This is a genomic window from Actinomycetospora sp. ABD4_176 (genome assembly GCF_056311855.1).
On the sequence record NZ_CM149974.1, the window covers coordinates 1,023,393 to 1,036,613 of the forward strand.

General features: G+C 76.7%; 12 protein-coding genes. 6 read left to right on the top strand and 6 right to left on the bottom strand.

Annotated features, from left to right (window positions below; all coding sequences use genetic code 11):
• Positions 1-41: 41 nt before the first annotated feature.
• Both ACYX4T_RS05040 and ligD read left to right on the top strand, forming a co-directional pair.
• Positions 42-1,130, top strand: coding sequence for an extracellular catalytic domain type 1 short-chain-length polyhydroxyalkanoate depolymerase (locus tag ACYX4T_RS05040; protein WP_476013481.1), 1,089 nt, complete (start codon positions 42-44; stop codon positions 1,128-1,130).
• Positions 1,131-1,139: 9 nt separating this feature from the next.
• Positions 1,140-2,567: a non-homologous end-joining DNA ligase gene (gene ligD / locus ACYX4T_RS05045; protein ID WP_476013482.1), complete on the top strand. Its 1,428-nt coding sequence runs from the start codon at positions 1,140-1,142 to the stop codon at positions 2,565-2,567.
• 9 nt (positions 2,568-2,576) lie between these two features.
• Here the strand turns inward: ligD and ACYX4T_RS05050 are convergent, their stop codons facing one another.
• On the bottom strand, positions 2,577-3,416 hold the full coding sequence (locus ACYX4T_RS05050) for a hypothetical protein (RefSeq protein ID WP_476013483.1): 840 nt from the start codon (positions 3,414-3,416) through the stop codon (positions 2,577-2,579).
• A 198-nt stretch (positions 3,417-3,614) separates the two neighbouring features.
• Here ACYX4T_RS05050 and ACYX4T_RS05055 point away from each other — a divergent pair, with 198 nt between their 5' ends.
• On the top strand, positions 3,615-4,421 hold the full coding sequence (locus ACYX4T_RS05055; protein WP_476013484.1) for a glycerophosphodiester phosphodiesterase family protein: 807 nt from the start codon (positions 3,615-3,617) through the stop codon (positions 4,419-4,421).
• Positions 4,422-4,624: 203 nt separating this feature from the next.
• Positions 4,625-4,969 carry an RNA polymerase-binding protein RbpA gene (locus tag ACYX4T_RS05060; RefSeq protein WP_133828683.1) on the top strand — a complete coding sequence of 115 codons (345 nt, stop codon included), beginning with the start codon at positions 4,625-4,627 and terminating at the stop codon, positions 4,967-4,969.
• 116 nt (positions 4,970-5,085) lie between these two features.
• On the opposite strand, the gene ACYX4T_RS05065 is transcribed toward ACYX4T_RS05060, so the two are convergent.
• The 4 genes from ACYX4T_RS05065 to ACYX4T_RS05080 form a co-directional block, all read right to left on the bottom strand.
• The gene (locus tag ACYX4T_RS05065) at positions 5,086-5,742 is read right to left on the bottom strand and encodes a polyprenol monophosphomannose synthase (protein WP_476015184.1); all 657 of its coding nucleotides are present in this window, start codon (positions 5,740-5,742) and stop codon (positions 5,086-5,088) included.
• Between the two features lie 112 nt (positions 5,743-5,854).
• The gene (gene lnt / locus ACYX4T_RS05070) at positions 5,855-7,450 is read right to left on the bottom strand and encodes an apolipoprotein N-acyltransferase (RefSeq protein WP_476013485.1); all 1,596 of its coding nucleotides are present in this window, start codon (positions 7,448-7,450) and stop codon (positions 5,855-5,857) included.
• Entirely contained in the window at positions 7,444-8,544 is a 1,101-nt protein-coding gene (locus ACYX4T_RS05075) for a M24 family metallopeptidase (RefSeq protein ID WP_476013486.1), read from the bottom strand. Before ACYX4T_RS05075 ends, lnt begins: the two co-directional genes overlap by 7 nt.
• Positions 8,545-8,617: 73 nt before the next feature.
• Entirely contained in the window at positions 8,618-8,824 is a 207-nt protein-coding gene (locus ACYX4T_RS05080; RefSeq protein WP_274234428.1) for a hypothetical protein, read from the bottom strand.
• Between the two features lie 156 nt (positions 8,825-8,980).
• On the opposite strand from ACYX4T_RS05080, the gene ACYX4T_RS05085 reads away from it, so the two are divergent.
• Together ACYX4T_RS05085 and ACYX4T_RS05090 are read left to right on the top strand one after the other, a co-directional pair.
• Positions 8,981-11,047: a DUF2339 domain-containing protein gene (locus ACYX4T_RS05085; protein ID WP_476013487.1), complete on the top strand. Its 2,067-nt coding sequence runs from the start codon at positions 8,981-8,983 to the stop codon at positions 11,045-11,047.
• Positions 11,048-11,067: 20 nt separating this feature from the next.
• Positions 11,068-12,048: a 5'-3' exonuclease gene (locus ACYX4T_RS05090; RefSeq protein ID WP_476013488.1), complete on the top strand. Its 981-nt coding sequence runs from the start codon at positions 11,068-11,070 to the stop codon at positions 12,046-12,048.
• Here the strand turns inward: ACYX4T_RS05090 and ACYX4T_RS05095 are convergent.
• A complete protein-coding gene (locus ACYX4T_RS05095) occupies positions 12,045-13,133 on the bottom strand; it encodes an oxidoreductase (RefSeq protein WP_476013489.1) in 1,089 nt (362 codons plus the stop codon). The two genes, ACYX4T_RS05090 and ACYX4T_RS05095, sit on opposite strands and share 4 nt — an antisense overlap.
• Positions 13,134-13,221: the final 88 nt, after the last annotated feature.

Consider the following 13,221-nt stretch of genomic DNA (forward strand, 5'->3'; position numbering starts at 1 on the left):
GCTCCACCACCGCCGAACACCCCCGACCCCCGGAGGTCGCCGTGTCCCGTGCCCGCAGGATGTTCACCGAGGCGATGCGCACGGCCGCCGCGGCCCAGGGAGGCCCGGGCGGCTGGTCGGACGCCGCCCGGCTCGTGCGCGAGGGCAAGCTCGTGGACGCGACCGCTCGCATCCAGGAACGCCTCGGCGCCGGCCTCCCGGGGATGCCGACCCCGTCCATGCCGAAGCCAGGGATGCCCGTGTCCGGGATGCCGACGGCCGGTGCCGGCAGCTCCGACCGCGCCGCCGGCACGGTCACGCGCGGCGCCGCCGCGGCCGGCGGGGACCGTCGCGCCTACCGCCTGTTCGTCCCGCCAGGCCTCGCGTCCGGGGCGCCGCTGGTCGTGATGCTGCACGGCGGCACCCAGGACGCCGACGGGTTCGCCGCGTGCACGGGGATGGACGAGGTCGCCGCCCGGGCGGGCGTCGCGGTCGTCTACCCCGAGCAGTCGCGGCAGGCCAACGCGATGGGCTACTGGAACTGGTTCCGCCCCGGGGACCAGACCCGCGACGGCGGCGAGCCCGCGATCATCGCCGCGATCACCCGGACCGTCGCCGAGGAGCTGCACGCCGACCCGGCGCGGGTGGCCGTCGCCGGGTTCTCCGCGGGCGCGGCGATGGCGGCGGTCATGGCCGCGACCCACCCGGACGTGTTCTGCGGCGCCGGCGTGCACTCCGGGCTCCCCCACCGCGCCGCCCGCGACGTCGGGTCGGCGTTCGCGGCGATGTCGTCACCGCCGGCCCAGGTCGCCGACGCGGGCCCGGTGCCGCTGATGGTCGTGCACGGCGACGCCGACCGGACCGTGGCGCCCGGCAACGCCGACGCCGTCGTGCGCTCCGCCCTCCGCCGGGCCGGCCGGGTCGAGCGGGACGGCACGAGCGGGCAGGTCGACGGCGGCCGGCGCTGGACGCGCGAGCGGTGCACCGAGCCGGGCGGGCGGGTGCTGGCGGAGTCGTGGACGGTGCACGGCCTGGGCCACGCGTGGTCGGGCGGGCGATCCGGCGTCGCGTACGCCGACCCGTCGGGACCGGACGCCGCCACGGCGATGCTCGCGTTCTTCGGCTTCACCGCCGACCGGGACGTCGTGTAGACCACGACCGTGCCCGACCTCTCCGAGTACAACGCCAAGCGCGACCCGGGGCGCACGCCGGAGCCTTTCGGGCAGGTCGACGCGGCGGCGCCCACCGGCGACCGCTTCGTCGTCCAGGAGCACCACGCCCGCCGGCTGCACTACGACGTGCGCTTCGAGCGGGACGGCGTGCTGGTGTGCTGGGCGGTGCCCCGGGGCCTGCCGGAGAAGCCCGGGGCACCGCGGCTCGCCGTCCACACCGAGGACCACCCGCTGGAGTACCTCGACTTCCACGGCGAGATCCCCGCCGGCGAGTACGGCGGAGGGTCGATGACGATCTGGGACGCCGGGCGCTACGAGACCGAGAAGTGGTCCGACAGCGAGGTCGCGGTGACCCTGCACGGCGAGCGGGTGTCCGGGCGCTTCGTGTTCTTCAAGCCGGACCGGGACGACCAGCAGGAGAAGGACTGGCTCGTCCAGCGCCGGAAGGCGGAGAAGGCCGCGCCGGCGCGCGACGCCTCCGCCCAGTCGCCGCGGGTCAGCGTCGGGGGCCGCGGCCTGCGGCTGTCGAACCTCGACAAGGAGCTCTACCCCGACGTCCCCAAGGCGGCGGTGGTCGACTACTACGCCCGCGTCGCCGACACGCTCCTCCCCCACCTCGCCGGACGGCCCCTCACCCTGCGCCGCTTCCCGGACGGCATCTCGGCGCCGTCGTTCTACGAGAAGAACGCCGGCGCCAAGGCCCCCGAGTGGCTGCGCAGCGTCACCGTGCCCACCCCGGGCAGCAGCCGCGGCTCGACGACGGCGAACTTCGTGGTCGTCGAGGAGCTCGCCACCCTGGTCTACCTGGCGAACCTCGCCGTCCTCGAGCTGCACGTGCCGCAGTGGCGCGTCGACTCCGACGACCGGGTGCAGCCGCCCGACGAACTCGTCTTCGACCTCGACCCCGGCGAGGGCACCACGGTCGTCGACTGCGCGCGCATCGCCGAGCGGGTGCGGGAGGTGCTCGCCGCCGACGGCCTCGAGCCCTGCCCGAAGACCAGCGGCAGCAAGGGCATGCAGGTCAGCGCCGCGGTGCGCGTCGACGACCCGGGACGCACGTCGACCTACGCCAAGGCCGTGGCGGAGCTCCTCGCCCGCGAAACCCCGCGTCGCGTCACGTCGATCATGGCCAAGGACCGCCGCCGCGGGAAGATCTTCGTCGACTGGAGCCAGAACAACACCGCGAAGACCACCGTCGCGCCGTACTCCCTGCGCGCGCGGGCCGCGAACGGCGCCCCGACCGTGTCGACCCCGCTGAGCTGGGACGAGGTGGCGGACGCGCGCGAGGTCCGGGAGCTGACGTTCTCGCCGGCCGACGTGCTGGCCCGCATCGAGGCCCGCGGTGACCTCTACGCGGCCGCGCTGGGCGAGGGCGTCACCCGCCCCGACCTGCCCGAGACCCCGTCGGCGGGGTAGCGACCGGCCTCAGCGCAGCAGCGAGTTGGTCACGCCGCCGACGGCGCGCCCGGCACCGCCGACGACGCCCCCGACCGCGTCGCCGACGCCGTCGAGCACCCCGCCCCGGGAACCACCGGAACCGCCGGAACCGCCGGAGCCGCCCGACGAGCCGCCGGAGGACCCCCCGGACGAGCCGCCCGAGGACCCCCCGGACGAGCCGGACCCGCCGTCGCGGCCACCGCCCGACCCGCCGCCGGAGCCGCCCTCGTCGTCCCCGTCCCCGCCCTCGTCGCGGGGGGTCGGGGTCTCCTCGTCCTCGTCCGTGGTGGTGCTCGACGAGGTGGGACGGCGGGTGCTGGTGGTCTCGTCGTCCTCGCGCAGCGCGCGGGGCGCGACGGTGACGGTGCGCGGGGGCCGGGCGACCGCGACCGTCGGGTCCTCGAGCGGCGGGAGGACCGAGGCGTCGGAGCCGGTGGCCGGGGCGTCGGCGGGGCTGCGCGGCACGGTGCGCGTGCCGGGCGGGGCCTGGCCGGACAGGTCGCCGGGCGCCACGACGGGGAAGGTGCCGACGCGCGGCAGGGCGGTGTTCTCCCCGCTGTTCGCCAGCGTGGAGATCGCGACGGGGACGACCGCGGCCGCGGCGGCGACGGAGGCCGCGGCGAGCCCCCAGCCGCGCAGGCGGTGCGCCCCGCCGGCGCCGGCCGCGGCACCCCGGCGGCGCCGGTGGCGACCGCCGTCGGGAACCGGGGCCGAGGGCGCCAGGTCGGCGGGCGCCTCCTCGAGACCGCGGCGCGCCCAGGTCGGGAGCTCGTCGGGGACGGAGCCCGACGACCACCACGAGGGCTCACCCCCCGACCGCTTCGACATCCTGCGCTCCCCCTCAGCCCAGTGTGATCGCCAAGACTACTGCACGTGCACGCGCGCCCCCAAGGTGGCCCGGCCTTCCCCGAAACGTGCGAACGATCACGGCGTTTCGCCGTAGTGATCCTGGCACGGATGACCGACACCCGCCGGGTCCGTCCCGTCCCGAGCGCCACCTCCCGCGACCGGGCACACTCGGGGCCCGTGACCCGGGCGACCCACCCGTACCTGGCCGGTCCCGTCCCGCGCGCCTTCGCGCACCGCGGCTGGCACATCGGGGACCTCGACGGTCTGGAGAACTCGCTCGCCGCCTTCCGGCGCGCCGCCGACGAGGGCTACACGCACCTCGAGACCGACGTGCACGCCACGGCCGACGGCGTGCTCGTCGTCCACCACGACGCGACGCTGCGCCGGGTCGCGGGCCACCCCGGCGTCCTGCGCAGCATGCCGTGGGCCGACCTCGCCGACGTCCGCCTGCGCGGGCGTGAGCCGCTCCCCCGTCTCGAGGAGGTCCTCGAGGCGCTGCCGGACACGCGGTTCAACGTCGACCTCAAGGCCCCCGGCACCCTGGAGCCGATGCTGCGGCTGCTCGAGCGCGACGACGTCGCCGGGCGCGTGGCCGTGGCCAGCATGGACGAGCGCCGGCTCGACGCGGTCCGGGCGCGGTACGGCGACCGCGTCGTCACGGGGATCGCGTCGCGCTCCGCGTTGCGCCTGCGGGCCCGCGCCGTGTCCCCGGTGCGCGCGCTGGGGCGGGCGCTGCGGGTGCGGGGCGACCTCGCGCAGCTGCCGGTGCGGTTCGGGGCGATGACGGTGATCGACCCGGCCATGGTCGCGACCGCCCACGAGCTCGGCATCGAGGTCCACGCCTGGACCGTCGACCGCACCTCCGAGATGCACCGCCTGCTCGACCTCGGGGTCGACGGCATCATGACCGACCGCCCGGACCTGCTGCGCGACGTCCTCGTCACCCGCGGCACGTGGACCGCGCCCGCCGACGGGACCGGCTGAGACAGGTCGGGCACAACCGGGGTCGTGTGGGCGTTGCACAGCACGGGTATTCGCCCGGTGTGCAGCCGGAGCGGTGAGTCCGGTCACGGGAGGGATGAACGCCGGCGGTCGCGGGAACGAACAGCGACGGTCCGGCGTTGACCACCCCGTGCCCGGCGGCCGTGCGTCTCGGGCGCACACGCAGTCGAGGAAAGGACACCATCATGGCCGACCGCGTCCTCCGTGGCAGCCGTCTCGGAGCCGTCAGCTACGAGACCGACCGCGACCACGACCTCGCCCCCCGCCGTTCCTTCGCCTACCGCTGCCCCAAGGGCCACGACTTCGAGGTGCCGTTCTCGGACGACGCCGAGGCGCCGGTGACCTGGGAGTGCCGCCTGCACGGCGACGAGGGCAAGCGGATCGACGGCACCGAGCCCGAGCAGAAGAAGGCCAAGCCGCCGCGCACCCACTGGGACATGCTGCTCGAGCGCCGCTCGGTCCCCGAGCTGGAGGAGCTGCTCGACGAGCGCCTCGGGCTGCTCAAGGAGCGCCGCTCCGAGAGCGCCTGAGCGCGCGAGGTCCGCGACGAGGACCGTTCCGGCCGTGCTGGGACGGTCCTTTCGTGTGTCCGGGGGTGTCAGCGAAGTGCCGTCGCAGACACTGGACGTCCGTATCGGTACTTCGATCACCGGCGGGGGCGCGCTCGCCGCCGGCGCGCCCGGTCGCGCACGGCCCAGGACGTGATGCGCCACAGCGCCTCGCGCACGACCTCGCCGCTCATCTTCGACTCGCCGTGTGCGCGCTCGACGAAGGTGATCGGCACCTCGCGCACCCGCAGGCCCGACCGGTGCACCCGGAACGCGACGTCGACCTGGAAGCAGTAGCCCTCCGACGCCACGGTCGGGATCTCCAGCCCGGCGAGCGCGGACCGGCGGAAGCAGCGGTAGCCGCCGGTCACGTCGTGCAGGGGCAGTGCGAGCGCGCGCCGGGAGTAGACGTTGCCCGCGCGCGAGAGCAGCCGGCGGTGCCACGCCCAGCCCTCGGTGCCGCCGCCGGGCACGTAGCGCGAGCCCAGCACCACGTCGGCGTCCGGGGCCGCGGCCAGCAGGCGCGGGAGCTCCTCGGGCGCGTGCGAGCCGTCGGCGTCCATCTGCACGATCCACCCGACGCCCGCGGCGACGTCGCAGCTCCCGTCGAGGACGCGCCGGAACGCGTCCACGTACGCCGCGCCGAGGCCCGCGCGCGGCGCGTGGTGGTGCACGCGGACCCGGGGCTCGACGGCCGCGATCGTCTCGGCGAGCGCACCCGTGCCGTCGGGGCTGCCGTCGTCGACGACGAGGATCGCAGCCCGGGCAGGGTCGCGAGCAGCCGCGTCACGAGCCCGGGCAGGCTCTCGCGCTCGTTGAAGGTCGGGATCGTGACCAGCACGTCCGACCCGTCGGGGGCGGGTCCGCTCACGCGGTGCCCCGCCGGCGGAGGGCGGCGCCGGCGACGACCGCCGCCACGCCCAGCCCCGCGAGCACCCACTCCGGCGCCGGCCCGACGCGGGTGGCGAGCGTCGTCGTCGTCCGCAGCGGCACCCGCTCGACGAGCAGGCCCGGGGTGAACAGCGCGCCCGTGCGGGTCTGGAGCGTCCCGTCGGGCGCGACGACCGCGCTCTGCCCGCTGGTCGCGGCGATCACCACGGCCCGGTCGTGCTCGATCGCGCGCAGCCGGGACATGCCCTGCTGCTGGTAGGTCATGTCGCTGTAGCCGAAGGTCGCGTTGTTGGTCGGGACGGTGAGCAGGTCGGCTCCCCCGCGCACGGCGTCGCGGACGGCGTCGTCGAAGACCACCTCGTAGCAGGTGACGACGCCGAGGCGCACCGGTCCGGCCGGGACGACGCCGGAGCCGGTGCCGGGCTCGAAGTCGACGACGCGGTCGACCAGCGGCGAGACCTGCTCGGCGATCGCCCGCAGCGGGATGTACTCGCCGAACGGGAGGATGTGCCGCTTGGTGTACGTCGCGGCGGGACCCGTGCCGGGCAGCCACACGATCGCGGTGTTCCGGGGGCCCTGGACGATGGTGCCGTCGGCGCCGCGGGTGCCCGAGAGGACCGCGCCGACGACGACCGGCACCCCGACCTCGTCGGTGACCGCCTGGATCGCCGCGCCGGCGTCGGGGTTGCGCAGCGGGTCGATGTCCGAGGAGTTCTCCGGCCAGATCACCAGGTCGGGACGCGGGGTGCGCCCGGCGCGCACGTCCTCGGCCAGGCGGCGGGTCTGCGCGACGTGGTTGTCGAGCACCGCGCGGCGCTGGGCGTTGAAGTCGAGCCCGGCGCGCGGCACGTTGCCCTGCACCGCGGCGACGGTGACCGACGGGCCGGGCGCGTCCGCGGCGACCGACGGCCACGCCGCGAGCCCCACGACCGGGCCGAGCAGCACGGCGACGAGCGCGCCCGCGAGGGCACCCGCCCGGCGCGGCGGCCGGACGGCGCGGACCAGGGCCCACAGCCCGGCCCCCGACAGGGCGACCGCGAAGGTGACCAGCGGTGCGCCTCCCAGCGACGCCAGCGACGCGAACGGCCCGCCGGGCTGACCGAAGGCGAGCTTGGCCCACGGGAAGCCCTCGAACGGCCACCGCGCGATGAGCGCCTCGCCCGCGGTCCACAGGCACGCCACCCACAGCGGCGCGCCGGGCAGACGCGTCACCAGCGGCAGCAGCGCGATCGGCAGCGCCACGACCACCGTCAGCGCCGCGAGCAGCAGGAGCCACACGCCGCCGACGTACTCGCCGGTCCAGTGCAGCAGCGGCCACTGGTAGCCCAGCCCCACGAGCAGCCCGAGCCCGGCGGCCGTGCGCAGGCGCCGGCCGTCGACGACCCCGACGGCCAGCGCGACGCCCAGCGGCGCCGCCCACCACGCCCCGAGCGGCGGGAACGCGACGTAGAGCAGGAGGCCCGCGACGACGGCGCCGGCGAGGCGGCCCCAGGTGCCTACCGAAGGGCCCCTTCGCCCGTCGAGATCGCGCGAAGGCGCCCTTCGCTCGGAACCGGGGTCGGTCGTCAGCACGACTGCAGGTCGTGGGGCCGGCGGTTCACCGGCTCGCAGCCGGCGTCGGTGACGACGACGATGTCCTCGATCCGCGCGCCCCACCGGCCCGGGAAGTAGATGCCGGGCTCGACGCTGAAGGCCATGCCGGGCTCGAGGACGAGGTCGTTGCCGTCGACGATGTAGGGCTCCTCGTGCACCTCGAGCCCAATGCCGTGGCCGGTGCGGTGCACGAAGTACTCGCCGTAGCCGGCGTCGCGGATGATCGCGCGGGCGGCCTCGTCGATGCTCGCGGCCGTGACGCCCGGGCGCACCGCGTCGACCGCGGCGGCCTGCGCGCGCTGCAGCACGGCGTAGACGTCGCGGACCTCGTCGTCCGGCTCGCCGACGACGTAGGTGCGCGTCGAGTCGGAGTTGTAGCCGTCGGGCAGCGGGCCGCCGATGTCGACGACGACAACGTCGCCCGCCTCGATGACGCGCTCGGACACCTCGTGGTGCGGGCTCGCGCCGTTGGGCCCCGAGCCGACGATGACGAACGCGGCCTCGGCGTGCCCGGTCTCGACGATCGCGCGGGTGATGTCCTCGCCGACCTCGGCCTCGGTGCGCCCGGCCACCAGCCACTGCGGCACGCGGGCGTGCACGTCGTCGATCGCCGCGCCCGCCGTGCGCAGCGAGGCGATCTCCTCGGCGTCCTTGCGCATCCGCAGCCGACGCAGGATCGGGGTGGCGAGCTCGAGCGTCGCGCCGGGCAGGGCGTCGCGCAGGCCCAGGACGTGCAGGGCGGGCATGTCGGCGGCCACGGCGACCCGCGCCGGGGCACCGAGGCGCGAGGCGGCTAGCGCGTGCGGGTCGACCCCGTCGGTCCAGGTGAGCACGTCCATCGCCTCGATCGCGGACCCGTCGAGGCCCGGGCGCTCGAGCGTCGGGACCACGAACACGGGGTCGCCGTCGGCGGGCAGCAGCAGGGCCGAGAGCCGCTCGTGGGAGTGCTTGACGACGCCGGTGAGGTACCGCAGGTCGGGTCCCGGGGTCACGACCAGGGCGTCCACCCCGGCCTGCCGGGCGGCGGCCCGCGCGCGCTCGAGGCGCGCGGTGACGTGGTCGGTGGTGCTCATGGTCGCCGAGCCTAGGTCAGGCGGACGGCGCGCGGGCGCGCCCCGGGGCGGACCCGGGGCGTGCCCGGTCGCCTCACTCGGCGAGCTTCGCGAAGGCCTGCGCCCACAGGAAGTACTTGTTGGTCCCGAGGTCGCGGACCGTCTTGATGTTGAACGCTTCCTGGAGCTTCTTCGCGTCGTCCTCGCTGACGCCCTGCAGCGCGGCGACCGGCGCGTCGGCGATCTCCTGCGCCGACTTGGTCTCGTACTCCTTGTCGAGCTTCGACGCGATGTCACCCATGATCCGACTCTCCCCTCGTCGTGGTCGCCCGGCGGTGCCGGGTCCGGCGCTGATCCTCGTGCCCCGTCGAGGTCCACGTCACGCAGGAGACCCGGGACGGGTAGCTGAGTAGATGTCCCCTGGGGCCGGACGCCGTCGAGCGGCACGCTGCCGGACATGACCAGCCCGGTGTCGCAGGACGCGCTGCTCGCCCGCCTCGACGACGACCTCGCCGGCGTTGCCCGCGAGGTCGACCGCATCCGCACCGCCCTGCAGGGCGCCCGATCGGCGCCGACGCCGGCGCCCACACCAGCACCGACACCAGCACCGACACCAGCACCGACATCAGCACCGACATCGGCACCCGGCCCCGTGCCGACGCCGCCCCCGTGGCCCGGCCCGGTGCCGCGGCCGGTGCCGCCCCCGCCCCACCCCGGTCCGCCCCACCACGGTCCGCCCCACGCCGGTCCCTGGGCACCGCCGGCCGCCTGGGCGCCACCGCCCCCGCCCCGCCCGCCCCGCGGGCCCCGGCTCCCCCGACCGCCGCGCCCGCCGCGCGTCGCCTGGACCCCGGCCCGCCTCATCGCCGTCGCCGGCGCCGCGACCACCGTGCTCGGGGTCGTGCTGCTGCTCGTCCTGGCCGCCGACCGGGGCTGGTTCGGCCCCGGCGCGCGGGTGGTCGGCGGCGCGGCGCTGGGCCTCGCGCTCGTCGGCGTCGGGATGGTGGTCCGCCGTCGCAGCGCCACGGAGGGCGACGCCCCCGCCGGCGCCGTCGCCCTGGTCGCGACGGGCGTCGCGACCCTCTTCCTCGCCGACGTCGCCGCGGTCGCGCTCTACGCCCTGCTCCCCCTCGCGCTCGCCGCACCGCTCGCGCTGGCCGTGACGACCGGCGGGCTGGCGCTCGCCGACCGCTGGCGCCACCGGGGCCTCGCCCTCGGCGTGCTCGTCGCGGCCGCGCTCGCCGCGCCCCTGGTCGTGGGTGCGCCGACCCCCACGCTCGTCGCGCTGCTGCTCGCCGCGCAGGTCGCCGCGGTCGCCGTCGCCCGGCGCCGCGCCTGGCCCGTCGTCGCCGCCGTCGCGGCGCTCGCGACCACCCTCGCCGCGCTGGGCGCCGCGGTCCGCTTCCTCGCGGGCGGCGCGTTCGCGGATCTGCCGACCGTCCTCGCCGTCCTCGCGGTCCTCGTCGCGGGCGGGGTCTCCGCCGTGCTCGTCGGCGCCCCCGGCCGGGCGATCGCCGGGGCGCTGCTCGGGGCGCCCGTGCTGCCGGTCCTGCTCGTGGCGCCGGGGCTGGCCCGCGTGCCCGGCGCGCTCGTGGCCGGCGGTGTCGCGGTCGCCCTGCTGCTGGCCGTCGTCGCCCTGGACCGCGCCGGCGCGCCGGTCGGGCACCGCGCGCTGGCCCTGGTCGCCGGCACGGCCGGCACGGCCTCGCTGCTCGTCGCCACCCTCGTCGCCGTCGGTTCCGGCCCGGCCGCCGTGCCGCTGCTCGCCGAGGCCGCCGTGCTCGCGGTCGCGGCGGCTGCGACGCGCCGGGCGGGGCCACTGGTCGCCGCCGCGGCCCTCGCCCTGGTCGGCGGGGCGGCGGCGCTCGCCGTGGACGCGCCGGCGGACCTGCTCGCCGACTTCCCGACCCGCCCCTTCGTCCTCACCGCGCCGGGCGGCACCGCCACCACGGCCGCGGTCGGCGAGCTCGCCGGCGCCCTCGTGACCTCGCTGCTCCTGGTCGCCGTGGCGGCCGCCGGCATCGTCGCCCTGGCCCGCCTCGGGGCGCTGGCCGACCGCGGGCGCGCCGCGGCCGCCGTCGCCGGCCTCGGCGGGGTCGGGCTCTACGGGGCGACGGGCGCGGTCGTGACGAGCGCCCTGCTGGTGTCGCCGACGCGCGGGGCGTTCCTCGTCGGGCACGTGCTGGTCACCGTCTCGTGGACCGCGATCGCGCTGGTGCTGCTCGTCCGCGGCCTGCAGTCGGCGCTGCCGCGCATCCTCGGCGGTGTGCTGGTCGTGGCCGCGGTGATCAAGCTGCTGACCTTCGACCTCACAGCGCTCGACGGCCTCGCCCGCGTCGCGGCGTTCCTCGGGGCCGGGCTCGTCCTGCTGGCGGCCGGGACCGGCTACGCGCGGGTCGTCGCGGGCTCGGGAGCGGGCGAGGCCGACGCCACGAACGCCACGAACGCCACGAACGCCACGAGTGCCGCGAGCTCGTCGACCGACGAGCCCCCGGCGACCGGCGGCCACCACCCCGGGGCGTAGGTCTGGGAAGCTCTCCGACCATGGACGCGCCGGTGATGCTGCTCGACTCGGCCAGCCTCTGGTTCCGCGCCTTCTACGGCGTGCCGGCGACGCTCACCGCCGAGGACGGCACGCCCGTCAACGCCGCGCGGGGGTTCTGCGACATGGTCGCCCGCCTGGTCCGCGAGCGCCGCCCGGGCGCGGTCGTCGCGTGCCTCGACCGCGACTGGCGCCCGGCGTTCCGGGTGCGCGCGATCCCGTCGTACAAGGCCCACCGCGTCGACCCGACGATGGGCGACCCCTCCTCCCCCGTCGGCGGGGCCCCCGACGCCGAGGCGGCGCCGCCGGAGCTCGGCCCGCAGGTCGATCTCATCCTCGAGGTGCTCGCCGCCGCCGGGATCCCGACCGCGGGCGCCGAGGGCTACGAGGCCGACGACGTCATCGGCACCCTCTGCGCCACCGAGGCGACCGACGCGGTCGAGGTCGTCAGCGGCGACCGCGACCTGCTCCAGCTCGTGCGCGACGAGCCCACCCCGGTGCGCATCGTCTACATCGCCCGCGGGGTCTCGAAGTACGAGCTCTACGGCCCGGAGGACGTCGCCGCCCGCTACGGCGTCCCGACCTCCCGGGCCGGCGACGGCTACGCCGAGATGGCGATGCTGCGCGGCGATCCCTCCGACGGCCTGCCCGGCGTCGCGGGGATCGGGGAGAAGACCGCGGCGCAGGTGGTGTCGAAGTTCGGCTCGTGGGACGAGATGGTCGGCGCGGTGCTCGACCGCTCCGACACCCGGATGTCCTCGGCCGTGCGCGCGAAGATGGCGAAGGCCGGCGACTACCTGGTCAAGGCCCCCGAGGTCGTGCGGGTCGCCCCCGACGCGCCCGTCGACTGGACCGGCGAGCGCCGCCCCCTCCCCCACGCGCCCCTCGACGCGGACAAGCTCAACGACCTCGCGCAGCGGTGGAACCTCACCGGCTCGGTGGACCGGCTCGCCGCCGCGCTGAAGGGCGAGGACGCACCCTAGGAGGTCCCGCTCAGCCGCTGCAGGGTCTCCCAGTAGGCCGACCACAGCCGGGGGTCGCGGGCGTTGTCCGGCACGGTCGTCACCCCGGGCAGGCCGCGGATCTCCCCGAGGCCCTGCGGGCCGTAGTACCCGCCGCCGTTCGCCTGCGGGGACGTCGCCGCGTAGAGGATCGGCAGCGCGCCCCGGGCCGGGTCCTGGAACATGACGGGGAGGTGGCGGAAGCGCCACCCCTCCGCGCTGTCCGGGCCGGGACCGTCCAGGACGATGTTGGTGCGGGCGACGCCGGGGTGCGCCGCGACGCTGGTGATCCGCCAGCCGAGGGCCCTGCTGCGGCGGTCGCACTCGAAGGCGAGCAGGAGATTGCCGAGCTTGGTGTCGTCGTAGGCGCGGCCGTGGTCGTAGGCGCGCTCCTTCTGGAGGTCGTCGAAGTCGACGGCGCCGCCGTGGCCGCGCGCGCTCGCCGTCCAGACGATGCGGGGCTCGATCCCGTTCCGGAGGAGCGGGCGCAGCTGGGCCGACAGGGCGAACGGACCGAGGGCGTTGGTCGCGAAGGTCCGCTCGAAGCCGTCGACGCTGACCTCGCGGTGGAGGCGCGCCATGACACCCGCGTTGTTGACCAGCAGGTCGAGACGGTCGCCGTACGCCCAGAGGCGCTCGACGAACCCGGTGATCGAGCGGAGGTCCGTCAGGTCCAGCCGCTCGAACCGCACGGTCGCGGTGGGCGCCGCGGCGCGGATCCGACGCGCCGCCTCCTCGCCCCGCTCCTGGTTCCTCGAGGCGATCGTGACGTCCGCGCCCGCCCGGGCGAGCTCGAGCGCCTGGTGATAGCCCAGACCGCTGCGACCGTCCTGCGGGTAGCCGTTGGCGCCCGTGACGACCGCGCGGCGCCCGGTCTGCGGCGGGATGTCCGCCGCGGTCCAGTCGGGGGTCTCGGTCCCCGGCGCGGTCGCGCGGCCGGCGGCGACGCCCACCAGACCGGCCGAGGCCCCGACGGCGGACATCTGCAGCACCGACCGCCGCGTGAACCCCCGGCGGCCCGTCCCGGTCGGCGGTGCCTCTCCTGCGTCGTCGGTCGATGCGGCCACGGAAGACCAGCTCCTCTGCGCTCGGGCGTGTGCCGTCGACACTCGCCCGGCGCCGCGACGCCGACCACGGCCTGCCGATCCGGGGCTC